26 protein-coding genes are annotated in these 24,924 nt (G+C 72.0%); 14 read left to right on the top strand and 12 right to left on the bottom strand.

What is annotated here, in order from left to right; genetic code table 11:
- Position 1 precedes the first annotated feature (1 nt).
- Positions 2-781, bottom strand: coding sequence for an SCO2322 family protein (locus tag VFJ94_RS03000; protein ID WP_325002696.1), 780 nt, complete (start codon positions 779-781; stop codon positions 2-4).
- Between the two features lie 261 nt (positions 782-1,042).
- Between VFJ94_RS03000 and VFJ94_RS02995 the strand changes: the two genes are divergently transcribed.
- Positions 1,043-1,258 carry a hypothetical protein gene (locus VFJ94_RS02995; RefSeq protein WP_325002695.1) on the top strand — a complete coding sequence of 72 codons (216 nt, stop codon included), beginning with the start codon at positions 1,043-1,045 and terminating at the stop codon, positions 1,256-1,258.
- Between the two features lie 24 nt (positions 1,259-1,282).
- Here VFJ94_RS02995 and VFJ94_RS02990 read toward each other — a convergent pair whose 3' ends face one another.
- Entirely contained in the window at positions 1,283-1,861 is a 579-nt protein-coding gene (locus VFJ94_RS02990; protein ID WP_325002694.1) for a DUF3043 domain-containing protein, read from the bottom strand.
- Between the two features lie 66 nt (positions 1,862-1,927).
- Between VFJ94_RS02990 and VFJ94_RS02985 the strand changes: the two genes are divergently transcribed.
- Positions 1,928-3,292 (top strand): dipeptidase, encoded by a 1,365-nt coding sequence (locus tag VFJ94_RS02985; RefSeq protein WP_325002693.1) that lies wholly within the window; start codon positions 1,928-1,930, stop codon positions 3,290-3,292.
- A gap of 306 nt (positions 3,293-3,598) precedes the next feature.
- Here the strand turns inward: VFJ94_RS02985 and VFJ94_RS02980 are convergent, their stop codons facing one another.
- The gene (locus tag VFJ94_RS02980) at positions 3,599-4,360 is read right to left on the bottom strand and encodes a metallophosphoesterase family protein (RefSeq protein ID WP_325002692.1); all 762 of its coding nucleotides are present in this window, start codon (positions 4,358-4,360) and stop codon (positions 3,599-3,601) included.
- A 74-nt stretch (positions 4,361-4,434) separates the two neighbouring features.
- On the opposite strand from VFJ94_RS02980, the gene VFJ94_RS02975 reads away from it, so the two are divergent.
- From VFJ94_RS02975 to VFJ94_RS02945, 7 genes are all read left to right on the top strand, one after another.
- Complete coding sequence (locus tag VFJ94_RS02975; RefSeq protein WP_325002691.1) at positions 4,435-5,601, top strand: glycerate kinase; 1,167 nt, start codon at positions 4,435-4,437, stop codon at positions 5,599-5,601.
- Between the two features lie 127 nt (positions 5,602-5,728).
- Positions 5,729-6,112 (top strand): iron-sulfur cluster assembly accessory protein, encoded by a 384-nt coding sequence (locus VFJ94_RS02970; protein WP_325002690.1) that lies wholly within the window; start codon positions 5,729-5,731, stop codon positions 6,110-6,112.
- A 101-nt stretch (positions 6,113-6,213) separates the two neighbouring features.
- Positions 6,214-7,194 carry a carbohydrate kinase family protein gene (locus VFJ94_RS02965; RefSeq protein WP_325002689.1) on the top strand — a complete coding sequence of 327 codons (981 nt, stop codon included), beginning with the start codon at positions 6,214-6,216 and terminating at the stop codon, positions 7,192-7,194.
- A 28-nt stretch (positions 7,195-7,222) separates the two neighbouring features.
- Entirely contained in the window at positions 7,223-7,897 is a 675-nt protein-coding gene (gene aat, locus VFJ94_RS02960) for a leucyl/phenylalanyl-tRNA--protein transferase (protein ID WP_325002688.1), read from the top strand.
- A 163-nt stretch (positions 7,898-8,060) separates the two neighbouring features.
- On the top strand, positions 8,061-8,966 hold the full coding sequence (coxB, locus tag VFJ94_RS02955; RefSeq protein WP_414654546.1) for a cytochrome c oxidase subunit II: 906 nt from the start codon (positions 8,061-8,063) through the stop codon (positions 8,964-8,966).
- The gene (gene ctaD, locus VFJ94_RS02950) at positions 8,963-10,723 is read left to right on the top strand and encodes a cytochrome c oxidase subunit I (protein ID WP_325002686.1); all 1,761 of its coding nucleotides are present in this window, start codon (positions 8,963-8,965) and stop codon (positions 10,721-10,723) included. The genes coxB and ctaD overlap by 4 nt, the downstream gene beginning before the upstream one ends.
- A gap of 2 nt (positions 10,724-10,725) precedes the next feature.
- The gene (locus tag VFJ94_RS02945; RefSeq protein WP_325002685.1) at positions 10,726-11,127 is read left to right on the top strand and encodes a cytochrome c oxidase subunit 4; all 402 of its coding nucleotides are present in this window, start codon (positions 10,726-10,728) and stop codon (positions 11,125-11,127) included.
- Between the two features lie 287 nt (positions 11,128-11,414).
- Here VFJ94_RS02945 and VFJ94_RS02940 read toward each other — a convergent pair whose 3' ends face one another.
- The 5 genes from VFJ94_RS02940 to VFJ94_RS02920 form a co-directional block, all read right to left on the bottom strand.
- Positions 11,415-11,768 (bottom strand): metallopeptidase family protein, encoded by a 354-nt coding sequence (locus VFJ94_RS02940; protein ID WP_325002684.1) that lies wholly within the window; start codon positions 11,766-11,768, stop codon positions 11,415-11,417.
- 93 nt (positions 11,769-11,861) lie between these two features.
- A complete protein-coding gene (locus tag VFJ94_RS02935) occupies positions 11,862-13,574 on the bottom strand; it encodes a ubiquinol-cytochrome c reductase cytochrome b subunit (RefSeq protein WP_325002683.1) in 1,713 nt (570 codons plus the stop codon).
- Positions 13,571-14,665: a ubiquinol-cytochrome c reductase iron-sulfur subunit gene (locus VFJ94_RS02930; RefSeq protein ID WP_414654549.1), complete on the bottom strand. Its 1,095-nt coding sequence runs from the start codon at positions 14,663-14,665 to the stop codon at positions 13,571-13,573. The genes VFJ94_RS02935 and VFJ94_RS02930 overlap by 4 nt, the downstream gene beginning before the upstream one ends.
- 52 nt (positions 14,666-14,717) lie before the next feature.
- Positions 14,718-15,524, bottom strand: coding sequence for a c-type cytochrome (locus VFJ94_RS02925; protein ID WP_325002681.1), 807 nt, complete (start codon positions 15,522-15,524; stop codon positions 14,718-14,720).
- A gap of 64 nt (positions 15,525-15,588) precedes the next feature.
- Positions 15,589-16,209 (bottom strand): heme-copper oxidase subunit III, encoded by a 621-nt coding sequence (locus VFJ94_RS02920; protein ID WP_325002680.1) that lies wholly within the window; start codon positions 16,207-16,209, stop codon positions 15,589-15,591.
- 172 nt (positions 16,210-16,381) lie between these two features.
- Here VFJ94_RS02920 and VFJ94_RS02915 point away from each other — a divergent pair, with 172 nt between their 5' ends.
- Both VFJ94_RS02915 and trpD read left to right on the top strand, forming a co-directional pair.
- The gene (locus tag VFJ94_RS02915; RefSeq protein ID WP_325002679.1) at positions 16,382-16,840 is read left to right on the top strand and encodes a response regulator; all 459 of its coding nucleotides are present in this window, start codon (positions 16,382-16,384) and stop codon (positions 16,838-16,840) included.
- Positions 16,841-16,844: 4 nt separating this feature from the next.
- Positions 16,845-17,897, top strand: a complete 1,053-nt coding sequence (trpD, locus tag VFJ94_RS02910) for an anthranilate phosphoribosyltransferase (RefSeq protein ID WP_325002678.1) — start codon at positions 16,845-16,847, stop codon at positions 17,895-17,897.
- Positions 17,898-18,037: 140 nt separating this feature from the next.
- Here trpD and VFJ94_RS02905 read toward each other — a convergent pair whose 3' ends face one another.
- From VFJ94_RS02905 to VFJ94_RS02895, 3 genes are all read right to left on the bottom strand, one after another.
- Positions 18,038-18,445 (bottom strand): ester cyclase, encoded by a 408-nt coding sequence (locus VFJ94_RS02905; RefSeq protein WP_325002677.1) that lies wholly within the window; start codon positions 18,443-18,445, stop codon positions 18,038-18,040.
- A 101-nt stretch (positions 18,446-18,546) separates the two neighbouring features.
- Positions 18,547-18,831: an Lrp/AsnC ligand binding domain-containing protein gene (locus VFJ94_RS02900; RefSeq protein ID WP_325002676.1), complete on the bottom strand. Its 285-nt coding sequence runs from the start codon at positions 18,829-18,831 to the stop codon at positions 18,547-18,549.
- A 20-nt stretch (positions 18,832-18,851) separates the two neighbouring features.
- The gene (locus VFJ94_RS02895) at positions 18,852-20,612 is read right to left on the bottom strand and encodes a DEDD exonuclease domain-containing protein (RefSeq protein WP_325002675.1); all 1,761 of its coding nucleotides are present in this window, start codon (positions 20,610-20,612) and stop codon (positions 18,852-18,854) included.
- A gap of 162 nt (positions 20,613-20,774) precedes the next feature.
- Between VFJ94_RS02895 and VFJ94_RS02890 the strand changes: the two genes are divergently transcribed.
- Both VFJ94_RS02890 and VFJ94_RS02885 read left to right on the top strand, forming a co-directional pair.
- Entirely contained in the window at positions 20,775-21,092 is a 318-nt protein-coding gene (locus VFJ94_RS02890; RefSeq protein ID WP_325002674.1) for a hypothetical protein, read from the top strand.
- Between the two features lie 29 nt (positions 21,093-21,121).
- Positions 21,122-22,525: a hypothetical protein gene (locus tag VFJ94_RS02885; RefSeq protein ID WP_325002673.1), complete on the top strand. Its 1,404-nt coding sequence runs from the start codon at positions 21,122-21,124 to the stop codon at positions 22,523-22,525.
- A 14-nt stretch (positions 22,526-22,539) separates the two neighbouring features.
- Here the strand turns inward: VFJ94_RS02885 and VFJ94_RS02880 are convergent, their stop codons facing one another.
- The gene (locus tag VFJ94_RS02880) at positions 22,540-24,330 is read right to left on the bottom strand and encodes a long-chain fatty acid--CoA ligase (protein ID WP_325002672.1); all 1,791 of its coding nucleotides are present in this window, start codon (positions 24,328-24,330) and stop codon (positions 22,540-22,542) included.
- A gap of 100 nt (positions 24,331-24,430) precedes the next feature.
- Here VFJ94_RS02880 and VFJ94_RS02875 point away from each other — a divergent pair, with 100 nt between their 5' ends.
- Positions 24,431-24,874, top strand: coding sequence for an SRPBCC family protein (locus tag VFJ94_RS02875; protein ID WP_325002671.1), 444 nt, complete (start codon positions 24,431-24,433; stop codon positions 24,872-24,874).
- The last annotated feature ends 50 nt before the right edge of the window (positions 24,875-24,924 follow it).

Below are 24,924 nucleotides of genomic sequence, written 5' to 3'. Positions count from 1 at the left end.
GTCAGGCCTGCCGCCGGGCGCCGCCACGGGCCCGCAGGACGAGGAAGACGACGAGCGCGAGCAGGGCCAGCCCGGCCAGGACGTATGCCGCGGTGCTGCCGCCGCTGGACGTGCCCGCCGTCGCCGGGGCGGCCGCCGACTCCGTGGCGGCGGCGGAGGCGCCCGCAGCGGGCGTCGCGGACGGGGCGGCACCGGGCAGCGCCAGCTGGACCGGTGTGTCGGCCGCCTTCGCCTCCGGGCTCACCTGCTTGACCTCGCCGCCGCAGCCGGTGGCGGGGTAGCCCGCCACCGCGCACACGAGGCCCTTGTCGGAGCGCAGGGGACCGGCCGTGGCCAGCACGTCCGTGCTCGTCGCGGCCTGGTCGACGGAGGCGCACAGCCCCCTCGGCTCGGGCGGCGTGACGCCGGTCTCGCTGTCCGCCGGCCGGCCGAAGTCGACGACGAGGCCCACCCGCTTCTTGCCCTCCTGGGTGGGGGTCGCGGCGCACAGCTGCTCGAAGGTCGGCACGGCGCGGGGGAAGCGGCTGGAGCTCGCCTCGCCGACGGCGAAGCGCCAGCCGTCGACGGCGCCGTCCTTGGGGACGACCTGGTCCGGACCCTTCTGCGCGAACGTCCACGCGCCGCCCGCGAGCTGGTAGAAGCCCCAGAAACGGTAGGCGGGTGCGGCCGAGGCCGGGGCGGCGCCGAGCACAGCGGCGCCGAGCACGGCGGCGAGCAGGGCCGACAGGGCGGCGGCGAGGGTGGCCCGGCGGGGCCGGGCGCGGGGGTCGAGCTGGTGCACGGGGTCATCCTCCTCACGGTCGGAGACCAAGGGAGGGCGCAGGGCCGCCAGGGCGTCCGGTCCGTATTCCACGACAGACTGACAAGGAGCCGAGGGGCGCGGGTTTTCCGGCTGGTCGGGCGAGCAGGCGCTCGGGCGACGTCACGGTTGCGGGTCAGCGCCGGAGTTCCACCGGCTTGCCCCGATCGACCATCGGTATGCGAACCGTGGCACGTGCCACCGGGGCGCGTCAATGAAAGCCGGCCCCTCTATCGTGACGGCATGAGCGCTGACTGGACGTGGCTGTACTTCGACTCTGACGGCAACCCCGTGCACGGGGAGTCGCTGCCCACGAAGGGGTTCCCGACCCAGAGCGACGCCGAGAGCTACCTGGGGGAGTCCTGGCGCGAGCTGCTCGAGGCCGGGGTCGAGGCCGTCACGCTGCGCGAGGGCGACACGGCCGTCTACGGGCCGATGAGCCTGCGCCCCACCGAGTGAGCGGCGCCGCGGCACGGCCCCCGGTCAGGCCGGGTGCTCGCCGCGGGCGACCTGCGGCTTGGGCATCCGGGTGCGGCGCATCTGGAAGGCCCGCATGACGGCATACCAGGCATCCCCCCGCCCGGTCTCGCCGAACTTGCGCACGAGCGCCTTCTTGGTCCGCCGCCACATGAGCGCGGCGTCGATCACCGCCACGAGGATGAGTCCGTAGACGAGCAGGAAGACGACGAGCAGCGCCCACGTCGCCTTGACGAAGCTGAGCAGCAGCACGAGCAGCATGACCGGCAACATGAACTCGCCGAGGTTCCACCGGGCATCCACCGCGTCGCGGATGAAACGACGGCGCGGGCCCTTGTCCCGCGCAGGGAGGTACCTCTCGTCGCCGACGAGCATGGCCTGGCGCTGCTGGGCCATCGAGCGACGGCGCGCCTCCTTGTCCTGCGTGCGGGCGGCCTTGCGGTCGGCGACGATGAGCGGACGCCGGTTGGCCGCCTCCTGGTCGCGCCGCTTGGGCGTGGGCCGGTTCTTCGCGCCAGGCCGCTCCTCGGCCGGGGGGGCCTGCGGCGACAGCTCGTCGTTCAAGGTCTTCTTGCGTCCGAACACAGGCCCACTCTAGGTGGTGGCCAGGTCCCGCTCGACGCGCTCCCACCCCTCGGTAGGGTCGCGGGGGTGACCGACGACGTGCTCCGCCCCGAGGAGATCCAGGACATCCGCGACCGGGTGACACGCCTCCTGCCTCAGGTGCGGGCCGACCTCGAGGCGCTGGCCCGCGTCCCGAGCGTGTCCCTGGGCTCCTTCGACCAGGCGCACGTCGAGGCGAGTGCCGAGGCGGTGGCTCGGCTGCTGCGAGACGAGGGGCTCGACGTCGCGATCGTCCGGGAAGGCGGCCGACCGGCCGTGATCGGGCACGTCGACGGCCCTCCGGGCAGCCCCACGGTGCTGCTCTACGCGCACCACGACGTGCAGCCGCCCGGCCCGGACGAGGACTGGGTGAGCCCGCCCTTCTCGCCTACCGAACGCGGTGGCCGGCTCCACGGACGGGGCGTGGCCGACGACAAGGCCGGCGTCCTGGCGCACGTGGCCGCGCTCCGCGCGCACCACCGCCGGTTGCCGGTCGGCGTCACCGTCTTCGTCGAGGGCGAGGAGGAGATCGGCTCGCCGTCGCTGCAGACCATCCTCGAGCGGCACGGGCACCGGCTCCGCGCGGACGCCATCGTCCTCGCCGACTCGATGAACTGGGACATCGGCACCCCCGCCCTCACGACGACCCTGCGCGGGGGCGTCCGGGTCGTCGTGACGGTCCGCACCCTCGACCACTCGGTCCACTCGGGGATGTTCGGCGGCGCGGCGCCGGATGCGCTGAGCGCGCTCATCCGCGTGCTCGCCTCGCTCCACGACGACGCGGGCAACGTGGCGGTCGCCGGCCTCGACTCCGGCGAGGCGGCCGACCTCGACTACGACGAGGACCGCTTCCGGGCCGAGTCCGGACTGCTCGACGGCGTGGAGCTCATCGGCTCCGGCTCGATCCTGTCCCGGCTGTGGACGAGGCCCTCGGTGACGACGATCGGCATCAAGGCCCCCTCGCTCGAGACCGCGTCCAACACGCTCGTCGCGTCGGCCGCCGCCAAGGTGTCGCTGCGGGTGGCACCGACGCAGGACTCGGCGGAGGCGTTCGAGCTGCTCAAGGCCCACCTCCAGGCCGCCGCGCCGTGGGGCGCGCGTGTGGAGGTGGAGCTCGAGGAGCACGGGTCCGGCTTCGCCGCCGGCGCCCACGGGCCCGTCTACGACCAGGCCAGGGCGGCCTTCGCCGACGCGTGGGACAGGGAGCCGGTCGAGATCGGCGTCGGGGGATCCATCCCCTTCGTCGCCTCCTTCGCCGAGCGCTTCCCCGACGCGGCCATCCTCGTCACGGGCGTCGAGGACCCCGACACGCGGGCGCACGGCGCGAACGAGTCGCTCCACCTCGGCGAGTTCGCCCGCGTGTGCACGGCGGAGGCGATCTTCCTCGCCCGGCTCGGCGCGGCGGCGCGCTGACTCAGCCGCTGTCCCCCCGTCGACTGGCCAGTTCGGCTCGCTGACTCGGCCGGCTTCCTCCGTCGACTGGCCAGTTCGGTACACCTCCGCGCGTGCGCAAGTGGCCACTCGACGAAAGGGGGGATCGGTTGGGTCGGCGCCAGGCCGGCGTGGGCGTGCACAAGTGGCCACTCGACGAAAGGGGGGTCGGCCGGCCACGGACGACTGCCGAGTGTCGGTCGCTGACCGGCTTCCTCCGTCGACTGGCCAGTTCGGTACACCTCCGCGCGTACGCAAGTGGCCACTCGACAAAGGGGGGCGCCCGCGTCAGCCGCCGCGGCGGCGCTGGTCCCCCCGGTAGACGCCCTCGCGCAGCTCGACGGCATACAGCTCCACGTCGGGCAGCCCGAGGTCGCGGGCGGCCGCGACCTCGGCCTCGATGTCGTAGGGCACGCGCACGAACTCGATCCCGAAGGGGCCCGGGGCGGAGCCGTCGAGCTCTCCGGTGAGGACGGCATACGACGCCGTGGGGGCGTCGAGGTGGTTGCCCACGCTGCCGGCGTTGAAGAGGGTGAGCCCCTCGTTCGTCTCCAGGTAGGTGCGATGGATGTCGCCGTAACCGACGACGGTCGGGCAGGGGCCGTGCCCGGTGAAGTCGGTGTTGGTGAACATGGCCCGGAACTCCTCCGAGGTGTGCTGCCGGCGCACCCGGTGGAACTCGCTCACCTGCGAGGCGTGGAAGAGGCGGACGTGCCGGCCGCTCACGCGCAGGTCGAGGGAGCCCGGCAGCCCGGCCAGCCACTCCAGGTCGTCGCTCGTGAGCTCCTCCCGGGTCCACTGGGTGTCGGGGCCGAGCTCGATCGCCTCGTCGGAGATGAAGCTGTCCCAGTTGCCGCGCACCGTGACCGCGCACCGCTGGCGGCTCAGCTTGACCGCCTCCGAGCCGCGCGGACCCTTGCCGACGACGTCGCCGAGGTTGACGATCCGCTCGATGCCGCGGGCGTCGATGTCGGCCAGCACGGCCTCGAACGCAGTGACGTTGCCGTGCACGTCCGAGACGATCGCGAGCTGGGTCGGGTGCGTCGGCATGCGGTCAGTATGCCGCCGGGCTGACTCCCGTCGAGGTGGACTGCGTCGCGTCGCGCATCCGGCATCATGGCGGCGTGCACGTGCTCCTCGCCCCGGACGGCTTCACCGGCACCCTCACCGCCAAGCAGGCGGCCGCGGCGCTGGCCGAGGGGTGGCGCCGCGGCGCACCGCACGACCGGATCACGCAGGTGCCGCTCTCGGACGGCGGCCCGGGCTTCGTCGACGCGCTCGCCGACAACCTCGGCGGCGAGGTCGTCGCGACCGTCGTCGAGGACCCGCTGGGCCGGCCGGTCCCCGCGACCGTGCTCGTCGTCGAGCGCGCCGGCCGGCGCACGGCATACGTCGAGTCGGCCCAGGCGTGCGGGCTGCACCTGCTCGCCCAGGATGAGCGGGACCCGACCCGCACGAGCACGTTCGGGGTCGGCCAGCTCCTCGCAGCCGCCCTCGACGTCGCACCGCACCGCATCGTCGTCGGGCTCGGCGGGTCCGGCACCAACGACGCGGGCGCGGGCCTGCTCGCGGCCCTCGGCGCCGGGCCCCGGGCCCGGCTGGGCCGAGGTGGTCTCCCGCTGGAGGTGGCCGAGCCGGCCGACCTCGCCGGCCTCGGCGCGGTGGCGGACCGCCTGCGCGACGTCGACCTCGTGGTCGCCGCCGACGTGGACTCACCGCTGCTCGGCCTGCACGGCACGAGCGCCGTCTTCGCCGCGGAGAAGGGGGCGAGCGAGGAGGACGCGCAGCGCCTCGAGAACGCCCTCGGCCACTTCGCCGCCGTGGTCGGTCGCGTCCGGCCCCCCGCCACCGACCTGCTGACGGGTGCACCGATCCGTCCGGAGCGCCAGCCGGGGGCCGGCGCCGCCGGCGGACTGGGCTACGCCCTCCTCCTCGTCGGCGGACGCCCCGCCTCGGGCGTCGAGGCCGTCCTCGACGCCGTGGGCTTCGACGACCTCGTGGCGTCGGCCGACCTCGTCGTCACGGGTGAGGGCAGCTTCGACTGGCGGTCGCTGCGCGGCACGGTCGTGGTGGGAGTCGCCGAGGCGGCGGCCCGGGTCGGGGTCCCGGCCATCGTCGTGGCCGGCCGGGCCCTCGTGGGACGACGTGAGGCGATGTCGATCGGCCTGTCCGGGGTGTATGCCGTCGCCGAGCGCCCGGAGCAGGTGGCCGCCTCCTTCGCCGACCCCGCGGGCACGCTCGTCGCCCGGGCCGAGCGGGTGGCCCGGACGTGGTCCCCGGCCGCGGGCTGAGCCTGCGCACCGGGGCGGCCCGAAGCGGCCCCCGATCCGACGTATCCTGTCGGGGTCGGGAACACATCCGGCGCACCGCCGGTTGTAGCCGTTGACCCACGCACGATGACGCGAAGGACATCCCCACATGAGTGTTGAGACCAACGTTTCCGCCGCCGGCGTCCCGGCCCAGACGGAGGCTCCTGCGCACGGCGTCGTCCTCACGGACGTCGCGGCCGGCAAGGTCAAGAGCCTCCTCGAGCAGGAGGGCCGCGACGACCTGCGCCTGCGCGTCGGCGTGCAGCCGGGCGGGTGCTCGGGCCTGATCTACCAGCTCTACTTCGACGAGCGGACCCTGGACGGGGACCTCGTGCGTGACTTCGAGGGCGTGGAGGTCGTCGTCGACCGGATGAGCGCTCCCTACCTCGAGGGCGCCACGATCGACTTCGCCGACACGATCGAGAAGCAGGGCTTCACCATCGACAACCCCAACGCCGGCAGCAGCTGCGCCTGCGGCGACTCTTTCAGCTGACACCCCCGCACGGGGACAGCACCCGGCATACCGGAAAGGGGCCCGACCCATGCGGTCGGGCCCTTCGCCGTGCCGGGCCCGGCCCGCGCTAGGTTTTCCGGGTGCGCATCGCCATCACGGGGTCCATCGCGACCGACCACCTCATGACCTTCCGCGGCCGCTTCGCCGACTCCCTGGTGGTGGAGCAGCTCGACAAGGTCTCGCTGTCCTTCCTCGCCGACGACCTGCAGGTGCGGCGGGGCGGGGTGGCGGCCAACATCGCGTTCGGCATGGCGCGCCTGGGCCAGCGCCCGATCCTCGTCGGGGCGGTGGGGGAGGACTTCGCCGACTACCGCAGCTGGCTGGAGCGGCACGGGGTGGACTGCCAGTCGGTGCACGTGTCGGAGTCGCAGCACACGGCCCGCTTCGTGTGCACCACGGACGACGACATGGCCCAGATCGCGACCTTCTACGCCGGGGCCATGTCGGAGGCGCGCCAGATCGAGCTCGGGCCGGTGGCGGACCGGGTCGGCGGCCTCGACCTCGTCGTCATCGGCGCCAACGACCCGGAGGCGATGCTGCGCCACACGCGCGAGTGCCGCACCCGCGGCATCCCCTTCGCGGCCGACCCCTCCCAGCAGCTCGCCTTCGCCGACGGGCAGACCATCCGGGAGCTCATCGACGGCGCCGACTACCTGCTCACCAACGAGTACGAGGCGGCCCTGACGTCGCAGAAGACCGGCTGGTCCGCGGACGAGATCGCCGAGCGCGTCACGACCCGGGTCATCACCAAGGGCAGGGACGGCGCGGTCATCGAGACCCGCGGCGAGGCGCCCATCGAGGTGGCGGCGGCCCGCGAGGTGCGCCGGCTCGACCCGACCGGCGTCGGTGACGCCTTCCGCGCCGGGTTCCTCACCGGGCTCGCGGCGCAGCTCGGGCACCGGCACGCCGCCGAGCTGGGGTCCATGCTCGCGACCTACGTCATAGAGACCGTGGGCACCCAGGAGTACACCCTGACCCGGGACGGCTTCCTGGGCCGGCTCGCCGAGGCCTACGGCCTCGAGTCTGCGGCGGAGATCGCGCCGCACATCGGCTGCCCGTAAGCCCCGCCGACGCGCCCGCCGATCCGCTGTGCCGACCCCGCCGCCACCGACCGCCTGGGTCTTCGACCTGTCCCGGGTGCCGGAGGGTGAGGACCTGGTCGGCATCGGCGCGGACCTCGAGGTGCCGACCCTGTACGCCGCCTACCGCGCCGGCGTGTTCCCCATGGGCGTGGGGGAGCACGGTGCGCCGCCGATCGGCTGGTGGTCGCCGGACCCGCGCGGCATCCTGCGCGTCGGCGACCTCGCGGTGAGCCGTTCCCTGCGCAAGGTCCTGCCCCGCTTCGACATCCGGGTGGACACGGCCTTCGAGGAGGTCGTCACCGCGTGCGCGGACCCCGGCCGGCGCGGGCGGTGGATCACGAGCGAGGTGGCGCAGGCCTACGTCCGGCTGCACCGGGCGGGCTGGGCCCACTCGGTGGAGGCGTGGCAGCAGGACCGGCTAGTCGGCGGGCTCTACGGCGTGGCCATCGGAGGCCTCTTCGCGGGCGAGTCGATGTTCCACCGGGCCCGCGACGCATCGAAGGCCGCGCTCGTCGGGCTGCACCGGCTGCTCGCCGCCGACGCGGACCCGCGGCGCCTGCTCGACGTGCAGTGGCGCACCGAGCACCTCGCGACCTTCGGCGTGACGAACGTGCGCCGCTCGGTCTACCGGGACCTGCTGCAGGATGCGCTGCGCGCCCCGCTGCCAGCGGCTTTCGCGTGAGCGCCGCAGCCGGGTGAGCCACGCGGGGAGGTTGGCGGGACCCATGCGGACATCTCGCCCGACCGAGGGGTAGGGTTCCGACGTGGGGTGCCCTGCGCCCCGACCAAGGAAGTCAGAAACACGCTCGGCGGTGCGTGCGAGGCGCACGCGTCGGTAACGAAAGGTGCACCTGGTGCCAGAGCACGACGACACCCGAGGAGTGCCACCGCGGCGTCGGCGGACCCGCACGGCGGCGCTGGTCGCGGCTAGCGCCCTCGCGCTGGGCGGCTGCCAGGGCGAGCTCGCCAACGGGTACCTGCCCGGGGCCATCTCGGACAGCGGTCGTCGGGTGACCGACCTGTGGGTGGGCAGCTGGATCGCCGTCCTCGGGGTCGGCGTCATCACCTGGGGCCTGATGCTGTATGCCGCCGTGCGCTTCCGCCGGCGCAGGGGCGACGACGCGCTGCCGGTGCAGCTGCGCTACAACGTGCCCGTCGAGATGCTCTACACGATCCTGCCCGTCTTCATGGTGGCCGTCTTCTTCGCCTACACCGCCCGTGACGAGTCAGCCCTGATGGACACCAGCAAGAAGCCTGACGTCACCATCAGCGTCGTCGCGAAGCAGTGGAGCTGGGACTTCAACTACGTCGACGCCAACGTCCACGAGACCGGCACGCACACCGAGCTGACCGGCAAGGAAGGCGCCCGCGCACAGATGCCGGTCCTCTACCTGCCGGCCGGCAAACGCGTGGAGTTCGTCCTCAACGCCCGCGACGTCATCCACAGCTTCTGGGTGCCGGCGTTCATGACGAAGCTCGACATGCTGCCCGGCAAGACCAACAAGTTCCAGATCGTCACGACCCACGAGGGCACCTTCCAGGGCAAGTGTGCCGAGCTCTGCGGCGCCTACCACTCCCAGATGCTCTTCCTCGTCAAGATCGTGCCCCAGCAGGAGTTCGACTCGCAGATGGCGGCGCTGGCCCAGCGCGGCCAGACCGGTCTGATCCCCGTCGACGCGAGCCGCGAGAAGCTCGTGCCGGCCGACGCCAAGAAGGTCCCCGCCCCTGCCCTCACCGGGAGCAACCCATGAGCACCACCACGGCCCAGCGGTCAGTGAGCAGCCCCGTCGTCGCGACGCCGAGACGGCTGCCCGGCCAGACCGTCGTCAAGTGGGTCACGACGACCGACCACAAGGTCATCGGCAACCTCTACTTCATCACGTCGTTCGTCTTCTTCCTGCTCGGCGGCGTCATGGCCCTGCTCATCCGCGCCGAGCTGCTCGCGCCAGGGCTGCAGGTCGTGGACAACCCGGAGCAGTTCAACCAGCTGTTCACCATGCACGGCACGATCATGCTGCTGCTCTTCGCCACGCCGCTCTTCGCCGGCTTCGCCAACGCGGTCATGCCGCTGCAGATCGGCGCACCCGACGTGGCCTTCCCGCGGCTCAACATGCTCGCCTACTGGCTCTACCTCTTCGGCGGCATCATCGCCGTCAGCGGCTTCCTCACGCCGCAGGGAGCCGCGTCGTTCGGCTGGTTCGCCTACGCCCCGCTGTCGGACGTCAACTACACGCCCGGCCTGGGCGGTGACCTGTGGGTCTTCGGTCTCGCGATGACCGGTTTCGGCACGATCCTCGGGGCGGTCAACTTCATCACGACGATCATCTGCCTGCGCGCACCGGGCATGACGATGTTCCGGATGCCGATCTTCACGTGGACGATCCTCGTCACGTCGCTGCTCGTGCTCATCGCCTTCCCGGTCCTCGCGGCCGCCCTCTTCGCGCTGGGCGGCGACCGGCGGTTCGGCATGCACATCTTCGACGCCGAGAACGGCGGTGCCATGCTCTGGCAGCACCTGTTCTGGTTCTTCGGCCACCCCGAGGTGTACATCATCGCGCTGCCGTTCTTCGGCATCATCAGCGAGGTCCTGCCGGTCTTCTCGCGCAAGCCGATCTTCGGCTACAAGACCCTCATCTTCGCCACCATCGCCATCGCGGCGCTGTCGGCGAGCGTGTGGGCGCACCACATGTACGCCACCGGGCAGGTCCTGCTGCCGTTCTTCGCGATCATGACGATGCTCATCGCGGTTCCCACCGGGGTGAAGTTCTTCAACTGGATCGGCACCATGTGGGGCGGCAAGGTCACCATGCACACGCCGATGATCTGGGCCATGGGCTTCCTCGTGACGTTCCTCTTCGGCGGCCTGACCGGAATCATCCTCGCCAGCCCCGCCCTGGACTTCCACCTCTCGGACAGCTACTTCATCGTCGCCCACTTCCACTACACCGTCTTCGGGACGGTGGTCTTCGCGATGTTCAGCGGCTTCTACTTCTGGTGGCCGAAGTTCACCGGCCGGATGCTCGACGAGACGCTCGGCAAGGTGCACTTCTGGATGCTGTTCATCGGCTTCCACACGACCTTCCTGATCCAGCACCTGCTGGGGATGGAGGGCATGGCCCGGCGCTACGCCGACTACCTGCCCGAGGAGGGGTTCCAGACGATGAACGTCATCTCCAGCGTCGGCGCCTTCCTCCTCGGCGCCTCGATGCTCCCGTTCCTCTACAACGTGTGGAAGACGTGGCGGCACGGCCCGCTGGTCACCACGGACGACCCGTGGGGCTACGGCGCCTCGCTCGAGTGGGCCACGTCCTGCCCTCCTCCGCGGCACAACTTCACGTCGCTGCCGAGGATCCGCTCCGAGCGGCCCGCCTTCGACCTGCACCACCCGGAGGCGGCGCCAGGCTCTCGACCCGTGCCTGATCGGGGCACGCTCGTCGGGGTCATGGGTCCGGCAGACGTCGGTGACGAGACGGCTGGCCGTACCGAGCGGCAGAAGCGGGGGCACTGAGCATGCGCGTCGAGACCAAGCTGTTCCTCTACCTGCTCGGGTTCTTCGTGCCGGTGACGTTGCTCTACGGCTTCTGGAGCCGGTGGAGCGAGCCCATCGGCGTCACGGCCCTGCTGCTGACCACGCTGCTCTTCCTGCTCACGGGGTTCTACCTCTGGCGTACCGGCAAGGAGCTGCCGGCCCGTCCCGAGGACAACCCCCAGGCCGAGATCGCCGAGGCGGAGGGAAACTACGGCTACTTCGTGGCGAGCTCGTGGACGCCGCTGTGGCTGGCCGCTTCCGGGGCCTGCCTGTTCGCCGGGCTGGCCATCGGCTGGTGGCTGTTCATCATCGGCGCCTTCTTCGGCGTCGTGGCGCTCGTCCTGTGGGTCTTCGAGTCCTTCTCGGGGGAGTACTCGATCTGAGGGAGTACTCGATCTGAGGGAGGACTCGATCTGACCTGGGCGCCCGCGGGGCCCGGCGTCGGCCGCGGCACACAAGGCGAAGGGGAAGGCCGCTGGCCTTCCCCTTCGTGGTGCTCTGGCAACCTTCACGGGCCCTCAGGCACGTGATGCGATCGTCTGGGAGCGAACTTCAAGGGCCCACCTCCTACCGATCGGGACTTGCTGGTGTATCCGACGTTAGCCGTGACCGGCGGGGTCCGTAAAGAGCTGATGCACCCCCAATTGTCCGAGCGTCTGGCCCCCGAGACTCACGCCCAGCCGAGGTCGTGCAGCTCGTCGTCGTCGATGCCGAAGTGGTGTGCCACCTCGTGGACGACGGTGATGGCGATCTCCCGCCGAAGCTGCTCGGCCGACTGGCACATGCGCTCCAGGGGTCCCTGGAAGATCGTGATCCGGTCGGGCAGCGCACCGGCGGCCCACCACGAGTCGCGCTCGGTCAGCGGGGTGCCGTCGTAGACCCCGAGCAACTGGGGGTCCTCGGGCGGCGGCTCGTGCTCGACGAGCACGACCACGTTGCTCATGGCCGCCGCCAGCTCCGGTGGGATGGAGTCCAGCGCCTCAGCCACCGCCTGCTCGAACTCCTCGTCACTGGCGGGATGCACCACCGCAGTCTCGCACGCTGCCGCCGCGCGAGAGCCCGGCCCACCACGGTGGGGTGGGCCGGGCTCCTGCGAGCGGGCTGAGCGCCCAGTCGTTCAGCGCTCGATGGGCTCGAGGACCTCCTGGCGCTCGACCGTCTCGGGCGCCTCGTCGTGGTGGTGAGCGGCCTCGAGCTCAGCCGGGGTCGGCGGTGCGACGCGGTCCTTGAAGTAGAAGTGGGACAGCTTGGCGCGCAGCCGCTGGGAGCGGGCGGTCGGGCTGAGCACGCCGTTGGCGTCGGTGCCGCTCGTGAGCACGAGCGGCTCCGGGCTCTCGTGCTGGACGAGCGGCCACCGCTCCTGCTCGGTGAGCGGAGCGTGGATCTCCTCGAACTTGCCGTCGGCGTGACGCCAGATCGTGCCCGTCTCCCGGCCGTGCAGCACCCGCTCCCGGTCGGCACGCTGCAGGCTGAGGCAGATCCGCTTGGTGATCCAGTAGGCGATCGGCGGCCCCACGAAGATGGCGATCTGAAGGCTCCGCGTGATGTCGTTGATCGACATGCCGAGCTTGATGGCCATGATGTCGTTGCCGGCAGCGAGGAACAGCACGACGTAGAAGGTGATGGCGCCGACGCCGAGCGCGGTGCGGGTCGGGGCGTTGCGCGGGCGGTCGAGCAAGTGGTGCTCCCGCTTGTCACCGGTCACCCAGGCCTCGACGAAGGGGTAGGCGCCGAGGATGGTGTAGATGAACGGGATGAGCAGCATGGCGCCGATGAAGACGTTGAAGCTGAAGGTGAAGCCGAAGGCCTGGAACTCGAGGAAGCCCGGCAGCAGTCGCAGGGCTCCGTCGGCGAAGCCCATGTACCAGTCCGGCTGCGAGCCGGCGGTGACGGGGGACGGGTCGTAGGGCCCGTAGCCCCAGATCGGGTTGATCGACACGAGTGCGGCGATGAGGGTGATGACGCCGAAGACGATGAAGAAGAAGCCGCCGGCCTTGGCGATGTAGACGGGCATCATCGGGAAGCCGACGACGTTCTCGTTGGTCCGCCCCGGCCCGGGATACTGCGTGTGCTTGTGGACGAACACGAGCAGGATGTGCGCCGTGAAGAGCCCCACGAGGATGGCCGGCAGGAGCAGGACGTGCACGGCATACAGGCGGGGGATGATCGCCTCACCGGGGAACGCGCCGTCGAAGACGAAGTACGACACGTACGAGCCGATGACCGGGATCGAGCGCATGAAGCCCTCGGCCGCGCGCAGGCCGGTGCCGGAGAGGAGGTCGTCGGGCAGCGAGTAGCCGGCGAAGCCCTCGACGAGCGAGAGCATCGACAGGATCGTGCCGATGACCCAGTTGATCTCGCGCGGCTTGCGGAACGCGCCGGTGAAGAAGACGCGGCTCATGTGCACGAGGATCGCGACGATGAAGATCAGCGCCGCCCAGTGGTGGATCTGCCGGAGGAGCAGGCCGCCGCGGATGTCGAACGAGATGTCGAGCGTCGAGCGGTAGGCGTCGGACATCGTCACGCCCTGCAGCGGGATGTACGACCCGTCGTAGACGACCTGGCCGGCGCTCGGCACGAACCAGAAGGTGAGGAAGGCCCCCGTCAGCAGGCAGATGATCATCGAGTACATCGCGATCTCGCCGAGCATGAAGGACCAGTGGTCCGGGAAGACCTTCTTCATGAGGAAGCTGACGGCCTTGGCGCCGCCGGTCCGGTCGTCGAGCCAGCCGGCGATCCCGCCGAGCGGCTTGACCGCGGCCTTGTCTGCCGCCTCGCGGTCACCGGCGCGCAGGCCGTCGGCGTGGCGGGGTGAATACGTGGTGCTCATCCGCGCTCCCAGAAGCTCGGTCCGACGGCCTCGTGGAAGCCCTCGGGGGCGACGAGGTAGCCCTCGTCGTCGACGGTGATCTTGAGCTGCGGCAGGGGCCGCTTGGCCGGACCGAAGATGACGTTGCAGTCGTCGGTCACGTCGAAGGTCGACTGGTGGCAGGGGCACAGGAGGTGGTGGGTCTGCTGCTCGTAGAGACCCACCGCGCACCCGACGTGCGTGCAGATCTTGGAGTAGGCGACGACCCCGTCGACGCCCCAGTCCCTGGCCTTCTTGACCTTGATGTCGCTCGGCTGGAGGCGGATGAGGATGACGGCCGCCTTCGCCTTCTGCTCGAGGACGTGCTTGCCCTCCTTGTAGTACTTCTCCAGCGTCTCCGGCATCACGTGGAAGACGGAGCCGAGGGTGACGTCCTCGAGCTTGATCGGGGTCCGCTCCGGGTCGCGGAAGAGCCGGATCGGCTTGCCGCCGTTCTCCTTGGGGTCCCAGATCGTGCGGGACAGCTCGTCGTGCGGCAGCGGACCGAGGGACCCGGCGACCTGCAGCCCGAGGGGGAGCGCGAAGAGGCCGAGCGCGCCGCCGAGGGAGTACTTCAGCAGGGGGCGCCGGTCGAGCTGCGCGTTGCGCGCGCCCGAGGTGACGACGCCCACGGCGGCGGCCCGCTGCTCGTCGGTCGAGCGCTGCGGGTGCCGCTCCTCGACGAGCTCCTCGTCGGACATCAGGGTCTTGGCCCAGTGGATCGCACCGGCACCGATGAGGAAGAGGGCGAGCCCGAGGGAGACGCCGAGGACGACGTTCTGCGTCTTGACCTCGCCGATGCCGGGGAAGAAGAACCGCGCCTCGTCCGGCACGGCGAAGTAGGACACGAGGAAGACCAGCGTGGCCAGCATCGACAGGCCGAACATGGTGGCGACCTGGCGCTCGGCCCGCTTGGCCGCATGCGGGTCGTCGTCGGCGGCCCGGTGCACGTGCGGCGGAAGCCCCGGGTCGACGAAGCGGTCCGCCACCTCCACGTCGTGGTGGGCAGGCAGACCGTGACCGGCAGCGGGCACGACCGAGCCCTGCGGGTCCCCGTTCGGGTTGGCGTTCATCAGCTGGTTGTCCTGTCGTCGTTCCAAAGCGGGACGCTGCCGGTGCGGTTGCTCATGCGGCCTTCTTGCCGAGCCAGACGGCGCATCCGACGAGGATGCCCAGCCCGAAGATCCACGCGAACATGCCCTCGGGAACGGGGCCGAGGTTGCCGAGCGTCATGCCGCCGACCGCGGTCTCGTTCTCGATCGCCTTGAGGTAGGAGATGACGTCCTGCTTGGCCTGGGGGTCGATGTTGGCGTCGTTGAACACCGGCATCGACTGGGGCCCCGTCGCCATCGCCTCGTAGATGTGCTTGCCCTCGACGCCCCGAAGCGGCGGTGCGTACTTGCCTCGGGTCAGCGCCCCACCCGAGCCGGCGAAGTTGTGGCACATGGCGCAGTTGACGCGGAAGATCTCGCCTCCGCGCGCGATCCGCTCGTTGTTCTCGGCGCTGCCCGGCTCGAGGGCCTTGGTGTACTCCTCGTTCGGGATGGCGGGGCCGGGGCCGAGGGAGGCGACGTATGCCGCGAGGGCGGAGATCTGCTCCTGGTCGAACTTGATCTTGGGCAGGGCCGGTGCCTGCACCGCGGGCTGGGCCAGCGGCATACGGCCCGTCCCGACCTGGAAGTCCACCGCGGCGGCGCCCACGCCGACGAGCGAGGGCCCCGAGGCGGTGCCCTGGGCGTTCGTGCCGTGGCAGGTGGCGCAGTTGGCCAGGAAGAGGTCCTTGCCCTGGGCGACGGTGTCGGCCGTGACCGCCGAGGCCTTGGCCTCTCTGGGGGCGAGGAGGGAGTAGGCGCCGCCCATGACGAGCAGGCCGAGCAGCAGGAGGACCGCGATCGCGGCGGGGTGTCGGCGGCGAGCGGCCAAGGCGTTCACGGTGCGGTCCTGTCGTCCGTTGCGCAAGATGCGGGGGCGGGCATGGTCGGCATGACGTCGGCTGTCACTTCAGCAGGTAGATGGTGGCGAACAGGGCGATCCACACGACGTCGACGAAGTGCCAGTAGTACGACGTGACGACGGCGCCCATCTGGTTGGCGTGCGTGTAGCGCCGGGTCGTGAAGGTCCGGGCGATGATCAGCAGGAAGGCGACGAGGCCGCCCGTGACGTGCAGCGCGTGGAAGCCCGTCGCCATGTAGAAGACCGAGCCGTAGGCGTCGGACGAGAGGGTGACTCCCTCGGAGGCCAGCTCGGAGTACTCGAGGATCTGGCCGGAGACGAAGAACGCGCCGAAGAGGTAGGTGACGACGTACCACTCGCGCATGCCCCACTGCTTGATCTGGAGCAGCGTCCCGGTGCGGCCCCGCTGCCCCCGCTCGGCCTTGAACACGCCGAGCTGGCACCAGACCGAGGAGATGACGAGCACCAGGGTGTTGGCCAGGGCGAACGGGACGTTGAGCGCCTGGGTGCGGTCCGCCCACAGCTCGGTGCGCACCGAACGCAGCTGGAAGTAGACGGCGAACAGCCCCGCGAAGAACATCAGCTCGCTCGACAGCCAGACGATGGTGCCGACGGCGACCATGTTGGGCCGAGTCGCGGGTCCGGAGGCGGAGGTCGTCGCCATTGCGCTGGGGGGAACTGCCGATGCTGTCGCCACGACGGTCATTATTCCCACATTCGGCGCGGGGTGTGCGAGGCGCCCCCCGGCTTTCCGCCGGAAAGCGTCATTTCGTGATGTGCGTGCCGAGGTGGCTGTCGTCGCGGGGCGGTGCGCGCACACCGGTAGCATCTCGCGCATGACCGCCCCCAATGCCACGACCTCGTCCGCGACCCCGCCGGCCTCCGGCGCCGGGGCACCGCTGCACCGGGTCACGGTCCTGCTCTACAGCGACGACCGCACCACCCGCGACGCGGTGCGCGCAGCGGTCGGGCGCCGCCCCGCCAAGGACGTGGAGGTGCAGCGCTGGCACGAGTGTGCGACGGCGGACGCCGTCGTCGGTGCCGTGGAGGCGGAGCGTTTCGACATCCTCATCCTCGACGGGGAGGCGGCCAAGGTGGGCGGTCTCGGCCTCGCGCGGCAGCTGAAGAACGAGGTCTACGACTGCCCTCCGATCATCGTGCTGACCGGCCGGCCGCAGGACAGCTGGCTCGCCGCGTGGTCGCAGGCCGACCTCGCCGTGCCACACCCGCTGGACCCGGCCACCGTCGCGTCTGCCGTGGCGACGTTGGCGCGCGGCGCCACGCCGCGCGCCTGACACGATGGGGCACGACACGGCTCCCTCCTGGCCGGGCGTCATCAGCGAGCTCGTCGCCGGGCGTGACCTCGACCGACCCTCCGCCGAGTGGGCGATGGACCAGATCATGGCGGGGGAGGCCAGCCCGGTGCAGGTCGCCGGCTTCCTCGTCGGCCTGCGTGCCAAGGGCGAGAGCGTCGAGGAGATGCACGGCCTGGCCGAGCAGATGCTCGCCCATGCCCACCGCCTCGAGCTGCCCGAGCCGAGCCTCGACATCGTCGGCACCGGTGGCGACCGCGCGCACACGGTCAACATCTCGACGATGGCCGCCATGGTCGTCGCGGCAGCCGGCGTGCTGCTCGTCAAGCACGGCAACCGCGCCGCCTCGTCGTCGTCGGGGTCGGCCGACGTGCTCGAGGCGCTCGGCGTCGACCTCAGCCTCAGCCCCGAGCGGGTCGTCGAGGTGGCGCACGAGGTGGGCATCACCTTCTGCTTCGCCCAGACCTTCCACCCGTCGATGCGGCACGCAGCCGTGGCCCGCCGCGAGCTCGGCGTCGGAACCGCCTTCAACTTCCTCGGCCCGCTGACCAATCCCGCCCAGCCCACGTATGCCGCCGTGGGCTGCGCCGACGCTCGGATGGCCCCGCTGCTCGCCGGCGTCTTCGCCAGCCGAGGCAAGGACGCCGCCGTGTTCCGTGGCGACGACGGCCTCGACGAGGTGACCGTCTCGACCACGACCCGGGTGTGGTGGGTGCGCCGGGGCCACATCACCGAGCGGGTGATCGATCCGTCCCGTCTGGGGCTGGGGCGCCACCCCATCGAGGCGCTGCGCGGCGGGGACGCGGTGCACAACGCGGGCGTCGTGCGGCAGGTCTTTGCCGGCGCCGCGGGAGCCCCCCGTGACGCGGTCCTGCTCAACGCGGCCATCGCGCTGGCCCTGACCCGGCCGGACTCTGGGGACGACCAGGAGTCCTTTGAGCGGGACCTGCGGGCGGCGATGGAGCGCGCGGCGCACACCATCGACAGCGGCGCGGCGGCACGACTCGTCGACCGGTGGGTCGCGGCGACCCGCGGCTGAGGACCGGAACGCACGCGCGCACCTTGTCAGCACGCGGACACACCAGAACGTGCGCGCGTGCCGAGGGGCTGCGCGCGTGCCGAGGGGCCGCGCGCGTGCCGAGGGGCTGCGCCTGGGTGGGGCTGATAGGAGGCCGGCTCCTACGCGGACGTGAGCTGCTGCATCATCTCCATGCCGTTCGACTCGCCCCAGCGTTCGGCGATCCGGCCCTCCGCGAGACGCAGGATGTCGATTCCCGTCAGCCGGACCTGCCGGTGTGTGGCCGGCATACCGAGGCCGTCCCCCTCATGCGTGCCGGTGGCGCTCCACCGCAGCACGGCTCGATCGCCCGAGGCGATGACCTCCTCGTTGGTGACGTGCAGGTCTGGAAACACCCCGTGGTAGAGCGCGATGACCTGCTTCATGCCGTCACGACCCTCGCCCTGACCCGGTTGCGGGTTGTGGTCGACGACGTCCGCGGCGAACAGCTGGTCGGCCAGCTCGTCCGGTGCGGCGACGTCCCACACCAGCCCGAACTCCTCGGCGAGCCTCTCGTTGTCCGAACCCATCGGCCCCTCCTTGGGCGGTCGACCCCTGTCGGTATCGTCCCGCGATGCCCGCCGTCGAGCAAGGCCCGTGGGCGCCGACGGTGGGCTCAGGCCTTGCGCGGTCAGCCGCCCTCGAGCCCGAGGCTGAAGGCCGCCTCGAGGTCGTGCGCGGAGTAGGTGCGGAAGGCGATGTGGGTCGAGGTCCGCACGACGCCGTCCACCTTGTTGAGCCGGTCGGCGATCACGTCGGCGAACTCGTCGTGGGTGCGCACCCGCACGAGGGCGATCAGGTCGGCGTCGCCGGTGACGGAGTAGACCTCGGACACCTGCGGAATGTCGGCGATGGCCTCGGCGACCTCGGGGATCCGGTGGACCTCGCAGTCGATCATGACGATGGCGGTGATCACCTTGGCAGCCTATCGGGCGGCTACCCGGCGCAGCGCAGGCCCGAGCGGGTCGGACGCGCTCCGGCGAGCACGTCATGGTCGAACCCCGCTGCCTCTGCGGCGGCGGCCACCGCTGGCTCGAGCTGCTGCCGCACCCAGCCGGCCCCGCCCACCGGGCAGCTCCACGTGCCGTCGAGCTCGACGACACGCACGCCGGGCGCCTCGAGCCAGCGGAGCAGGATCTCGGCCTCCTCGACGAGCCCGGCAGGGGCTCCCGGGACGGGGTGCTCGACGACCTCGGCGGTGGCCTGCAGGGTGCGGACGTGCACCATCGGGTCGGCCCCTCGCGGGCTCACCGCGGTGCCCGCGAGCTTGCCGTGGCGAATGACCACGAGCTCCCAGCCGCCGTCCTCGTGCGGTCGGGCGGCCACGAGCTCGGCGGCCGCGGCGAGCGGGGCGATGCGTTGGGCCCGGGAGGCGGCCCGCACGAGGTGCAGAAAGCGGTCGCGGACCCGGGCCGCGTCCTCGAAGCGCTCCTGCCGGGCCAGCTCGTCGAGGCGGGACCAGAGCCGGGCTGCGCCACTGCGCGCGTCGCCGCAAAGGAGCGCGGCGCACTCCTCGGCGACCGCGGCATACGACTCGGCGGACTGGGCACCGGTGCACGGCGCGCCGCAGCGACCCATGTCGGCCAGGGCGCAGGCGGACCCACCGCGGCCGGTGAGCCGCTCGGTGCACTGGCGCAGCGGCAGCACCTCATGCACGGCGTCGACCGCCGCCTGGGCGCTGGTGCGCGAGCGGAACGGGCCGATGTAGCAGGCGCCGTCGTCGCGGACGGCGCGCACGATGCTGAGCCGCGGAAAGCGCTCGCGGGTGAGCTTGACCCAGGTGGCGTGCCGGGCGTGCTTGGAGCGACGGTTGAACCGCGGCTGGTGCTCGTGGATGAGCCGCAGCTCGCGGACCTGGGCCTCGAGCGGCGTCAGGCACACGACCGGGTGCACGAGCTCGGCCAGCCGGACCATGTCGGCCATGCGGCTGCGCTGCTCCGACGCGGTGAAGTAGGTGCGGACCCGGGCCCGGATGTCCCGGCTCGTGCCGACGTAGAGGACCCGGCCGTTGCCGTCCTTGAAGAGGTAGACGCCGGGCGCCGAGGGCAGGGGATCGGCGAGGAAGCGCTTGCGCCGCTGCGCGGGCGTGACCCGCGACGAGTAGCTCGCCAGCTCCTCCAGGGTGTGCACGCCGAGGCTGCCGACGCGCTCGACGAGCCCGTGGAGCACGTCGACGGTGGCCCGAGCGTCGTGCAGCGCCCGGTGGTCGGGCGTGGTGCTCGCCGAGAAGAGGGTCGCGAGGCTGGACAGCTTGTGGTTGGGTGCCTCGTCGCGGCCGACGAGGTGGCGGGCGAGCTGGAGCGTGTCGAGGACGTGGAAGCCCGGCCACGGGGTGCCGGTGTGTGCGGCCGCCGCCTTGAGGAACGTGATGTCGAAGCCGGCGTTGTGCGCCACCAGCACACTGCCGCGTGCGAACTCGAGGAAGGCTGGCAGGGCGCCCTCGATCCGAGGTGCGTCGGCGACCATGCCGTCCGTGATGCCGGTGAGGACCGAGATGAACGCCGGGATCGGCTCTCGCGGGTTGACCAGCGTCTGGAACTCGCCGAGCACCTCGCCGCCGCGCACCTTGACGGCACCGATCTCGGTGATGCCGCACGTCGCCGGGCTGCCGCCGGTCGACTCCAGGTCGACGACGACGAAGGTCACGCCTGCGAGCGGGGTGCCGAGGTCGTCGAGCGTGGTCTGGATCGCCTGCATGTGCCAGACCGTATGCCGGGCCGGCGACAGTGCCCGGGCAGGCGCGCTGGGGGGGCTGGGGGGGCGCCGAGGGGCACTGTCGGCGCCCGCGCCTAGCGTCTGGCACGGGTGATCCACCGAGGGTCCCGCGACCGATCCAGTGACCGAAAGAAGGTGGCGACGATGATGCTCATCGACTGCCAGACCTGCCCGGTGCGCGACGTGCACTGCGCCGACTGCATGGTGACCGCGCTGTCGGTCGGTGAGCTCCTCGCCGACACCGCTCGCCTCGACCCCGCCGAACAGCGTGCCGTCTCGGTCCTGGTCGAGGCCGGACTCGTCAGTCGGAGGGAGGCCGCCGCCGCGCGCGCGGTCCGGGAGCCGGCCGGCGACCCCCCGCACCGGGCCCGCTCGTCCGCCGCCCGGACGGCAGGGCTCGCCCGTCGGTCCGCGGGCACGACCGCGCGCGGGCAGGGCGAGGGCCGACGGGCGGTGGGTTAGCCACCACGAGGCGTGCCACCATGGCGGGCGTGCAGCGTGGGCTCCGGAACAGGCGCGGTGTTCGGGGCGGGCGGTCGCCGTGGCGCCGTCCGTCGCTGCGCCGCCCGTCGCTGCGCCGCCCGCCGTTGCGCCGCCCGCCGCTGCTGGTGCTGGTCGCCCTGCTGGTGCAGGGCGCCTGTGCGCCGGGCACCACCCTGGGCGCCCCACGCACCGGGTCGGCGGTCGCCTCGGCCGGCCCGCAGGTGGCGGCGGCCCACCGCGTGGCCGCGCCTGGGGCCACCACCGCGAGCCGGCTCGAGGCGGCCGCTGGGCGACTCATCGCCCGACGCTGGCAGGCCGCTGCGGCCGCCGACCTGGCTGGATGGCTGCAGGGCGTGCGGGGCGACCGCCTGCGCGAGCAGCAGCGCGAGCTCTTCGCGCGGCTGGAGGCGGTCCGCATCGCCGATCCGCAGCTCGTCTCCCTCACCACGCAGCCCGCCGCGGCCGGCCTGGCCGCAGCCGCCTCGTGGACGGGCCGGGCGGTGCTGGCCTACCGCCTCGCGGGCTTCGACCGGGCACCGCGAACCTTCACCCTCGACCTTGCCTTCAGCTCTGACGCCGCCTTCGGCGTCACCATCGTCGGCTCCGCGCCGGCGGACCGTCCCGAGCCATGGGACCTGCCCGGGCTCAAGGTCCGTCGCTCCCCCCGGGCTCTCGTGCTCGGCCAGGGAGGTGACGAGCACGTCGACGAGCTGGCGCGTCGCGCCGACGCGGCGGCCGTGCGAGTGCACGACGTCGTGGGCACGGTCGTGCCGGCCGTGTGGGTGGCGCCGGGCACGCCGGCCGACGCGGCGCGGCTGCTCGGCCGCGACGCATCGAGCCTGGTGGGCCTCGCCGCGGTCACGGACGGGCCGCTGCGGCCCGACGGCAGGGCCGGGTCCGATCGCGTCGTCGTCGTCCCCACGGCGTGGGCGTCACTCACGGGCGCCGGCCGTGACGTCGTGCTCACGCACGAGCTCACGCATGTGACGGTCCGGACGACGGCCACGCGGCCGGCTCCCCTATGGCTCTCGGAGGGACTCGCCGAGTACGTCGCCTACCGGGACGTGCGCCTCCCCGACCGGCAGCTCGCCGCGCCGGTGCTCGCCGCGGCCCAGGTCGGCGGCGTGCCGGCGCGGCTGCCCGACGACCACGCCTTCGACGCTGCGGACGGTCGGCTCGCCGCCGCCTACGGGCAGGCGTGGCTCGCCGTCCGCACCCTGGTCGACGCGCACGGCGAGGCGGCCGTCCTGCGCTTCTACCGGGCGGTTGCCGCCGCGGACCACCCGCCGCCGGGCTGGCCTGCCGACCCGGAGGCCGCCGCCGACCGGGCGCTGCGCGACGTGCTGCACACCTCCCGGCCGGAGCTGACCCGCGCGTGGCGGGCGCGGATCACCGGGCTCCCTGGTCCCTGAGCGGCCAGGCGGGGTCAGGAGTAGAGCGCCTCCACCGCGTCGGCGAAGTCACGCAGGACCAGGCTGCGCTTGAGCTTCATCGACGGGGTGAGGTAGCCGTTCTCCTCCGTGAAGTCGCCCGGCAGCACGGAGAACTTCCGGATCGACTCCGCCTTGCTCACCGCCTCGTTGGCCCGGTCCACGGCGTGCTGCAGGGCCTCGCAGACCTTGGGATGGCCCCGGGCCTCGTCGATCGAGACCCCCTCGAGCCCGTGCGCCGACGCCCAGAGCGGCCACATCTCCGCGTCGAGGGTGAGCATCGCGGCCACGAACGGCTTCTGGTCGCCCACGACGATGCACTGCGAGACGAGCGGGTGGGCCCGCAACCGGTCCTCGAGGACCGCGGGAGCGACGTTCTTGCCCCCCGCCGTGACGATGATCTCCTTCTTGCGGCCGGTGATGCGCAGGTAGCCGTCGTCGTCGAGGTCGCCGAGGTCGCCGGTGTGCAGCCAGCCGTCCACGAGCGCCTCGCGGGTGGCGGCCTCGTTGCCGTGGTAGCCCGCGAAGACGCCGACACCCCGCACGAGGATCTCGCCGTCGTCGGCGATCCGCACCGCGCCACCCGGCAGCGGCGGCCCAACGGTGCCGATCTTGACCTTCTCCGGCACGTTGACGGTGATCGGGGCCGTCGTCTCCGTCAGGCCGTAGCCCTCGAGGACGTCGAGGCCGATGCCGCGGTAGAAGTGCCCGAGGCGGGTGCCCAGCGGTCCTCCGCCGGACACGGCATACCGCACCTTGCCGCCCATGGCGGCCCGCAGCCTCCCGTAGACGAGCCGGTCGAAGAGGGCATGCTGCACCCGCAGCGCGAGCCCCGGCCCAGACCCGTCCAGGGCCTCGCTCCAGGCGATCGACGTCGCGGCCGCCCGCAGGAAGATGCGGCCCTTGCCGTCCGCCTCGGCCCGGGCCTCCGCCGAGTTGAAGATCTTCTCGAAGACGCGCGGCACCGCGAGGATGAAGGTCGGCTGCAAGCCGGCGAAGTCGGCGAGCAGCGTCTTGATGTCGGGGGAGTGGCCCAGGCGCACCTTGCCGGCGACGCAGAGCACCTCGATGAAGCGGGCGAAGACGTGCGCGAGCGGCAGGAAGAGCAGCGTGGCCGCCCCGTCGGCGAGGACGACGGCCCCGAGCTTCTCGATGGTGTTCTCGGCGAGGGACAGGAAGTTGCCGTGGGTCAGCCGGCAGCCCTTGGGTCGTCCCGTCGTGCCGGACGTGTAGATGATCGTCGCCACCGAGTCGCGGTCGAGGCTGGCCCGGCGGCCTTCGATCTCGGCGTCCGTGACGTCCTTGCCGCGCTGCCGCAGCGCGTCGAGGACCCCGTCATCGATGGTGCAGACCTCCTCGAGCGCGGGAAGCCCCGCACGCACCTGGTCCACGAGATCGCGATGCTGGCCCGACTCGACGAAGACGGTCTGCGCCCCCGCGTCCGACAGGATCCACTCGACCTGCTCAGCCGAGGACGTCTCGTAGATGGGCACGACGACGCCACCGGCCACCCAGATCGCGAAGTCGAGCAGCGTCCACTCGTAGCGGGTGCGCGACATGAGCCCCACCCGGGCGCCCGGCTCGAGGCCCTGCGCCACGAGACCCTTGGCCACGGCCGTGACGTCGGCCGCGAACTGCGGCCAGGTCAGCGACGTCCACGTGCCGTCAGCACCCTTGATCGAGAAGGCCGGGGTCGCGGGTGCCTGCGCCGCGTTGCGGAAGGGCAGGTCGGCGAGGCTGCCCTCCGTGGTCGTCGGCGCGAGGGGCGCGACGACGTTCTCCTTCACGAGCACACTCCTGCGGCGGCGCGGATCATGGGTGCACCCTACCGAGCCGTGCCCGCCGGCCGAGGCGGACCGGCGTCGGCGACACGCTAACCTTCCGCGCATGGCCGATCGCACCGAGTCCTCCATCCTCATCGACGCCAGTCCGGGTGCGGTGCTCGACGTCATCGCCGACTTCGAGGCCTATCCGCAGTGGGCCGCCGAGGTGAAGGCGGTCACGGTCCTCGCGGAGGAGGGCGACGGCTGGGCGGACCAGGTTCGCTTCACCCTCGATGCCGGCGCGATCAAGGACACCTATGTCCTCGACTACGACTGGGACGTCGTGGAGGACGGGACGGGGGTGGTGTCGTGGTCGCTGGTGTCGGCCACGGTGCTCAAGGCCATGACCGGGTCGTACACGCTGGCGGCCGACGGGGACCGGACCAGGGTGACCTACCGGCTGTCGGTCGACGTGAAGATCCCCATGATCGGACTGCTCAAGCGGAAGGCGGAGAAGGTCATCGTCGACACCGCCCTCAGGGAGCTCAAGAAGCGCGTCGAGGCCTGAGGCCGGCGTGTCGCACAGCGAAGGTCGCCCGTCGGTAGGCCCCGATGGCG

It is taken from the genome of Intrasporangium sp., from assembly GCF_035688975.1.
Lineage (GTDB): Bacteria > Actinomycetota > Actinomycetes > Actinomycetales > Dermatophilaceae > CALMNV01.
The sequence above is the reverse complement of the archived record's forward strand: the minus strand, read 5'-3'. Positions and strand labels throughout refer to the sequence as shown.

Coding starts and splice junctions, on each gene's coding strand:
- VFJ94_RS02995 (WP_325002695.1), top strand. CDS start 1,043: ATGAGCGCTGACTGGACGTGGCTGTACTTCGACTCTGACGGCAACCCC.
- VFJ94_RS02980 (WP_325002692.1), bottom strand. CDS start 4,360: ATGCCGACGCACCCGACCCAGCTCGCGATCGTCTCGGACGTGCACGGC.
- VFJ94_RS02970 (WP_325002690.1), top strand. CDS start 5,729: ATGAGTGTTGAGACCAACGTTTCCGCCGCCGGCGTCCCGGCCCAGACG.
- ctaD (WP_325002686.1), top strand. CDS start 8,963: ATGAGCACCACCACGGCCCAGCGGTCAGTGAGCAGCCCCGTCGTCGCG.
- VFJ94_RS02945 (WP_325002685.1), top strand. CDS start 10,726: ATGCGCGTCGAGACCAAGCTGTTCCTCTACCTGCTCGGGTTCTTCGTG.
- VFJ94_RS02935 (WP_325002683.1), bottom strand. CDS start 13,574: ATGAGCACCACGTATTCACCCCGCCACGCCGACGGCCTGCGCGCCGGT.
- VFJ94_RS02930 (WP_414654549.1), bottom strand. CDS start 14,665: ATGAACGCCAACCCGAACGGGGACCCGCAGGGCTCGGTCGTGCCCGCT.
- VFJ94_RS02920 (WP_325002680.1), bottom strand. CDS start 16,209: ATGGCGACGACCTCCGCCTCCGGACCCGCGACTCGGCCCAACATGGTC.
- VFJ94_RS02915 (WP_325002679.1), top strand. CDS start 16,382: ATGACCGCCCCCAATGCCACGACCTCGTCCGCGACCCCGCCGGCCTCC.
- trpD (WP_325002678.1), top strand. CDS start 16,845: ATGGGGCACGACACGGCTCCCTCCTGGCCGGGCGTCATCAGCGAGCTC.
- VFJ94_RS02905 (WP_325002677.1), bottom strand. CDS start 18,445: ATGGGTTCGGACAACGAGAGGCTCGCCGAGGAGTTCGGGCTGGTGTGG.
- VFJ94_RS02895 (WP_325002675.1), bottom strand. CDS start 20,612: ATGCAGGCGATCCAGACCACGCTCGACGACCTCGGCACCCCGCTCGCA.
- VFJ94_RS02890 (WP_325002674.1), top strand. CDS start 20,775: ATGATGCTCATCGACTGCCAGACCTGCCCGGTGCGCGACGTGCACTGC.
- VFJ94_RS02875 (WP_325002671.1), top strand. CDS start 24,431: ATGGCCGATCGCACCGAGTCCTCCATCCTCATCGACGCCAGTCCGGGT.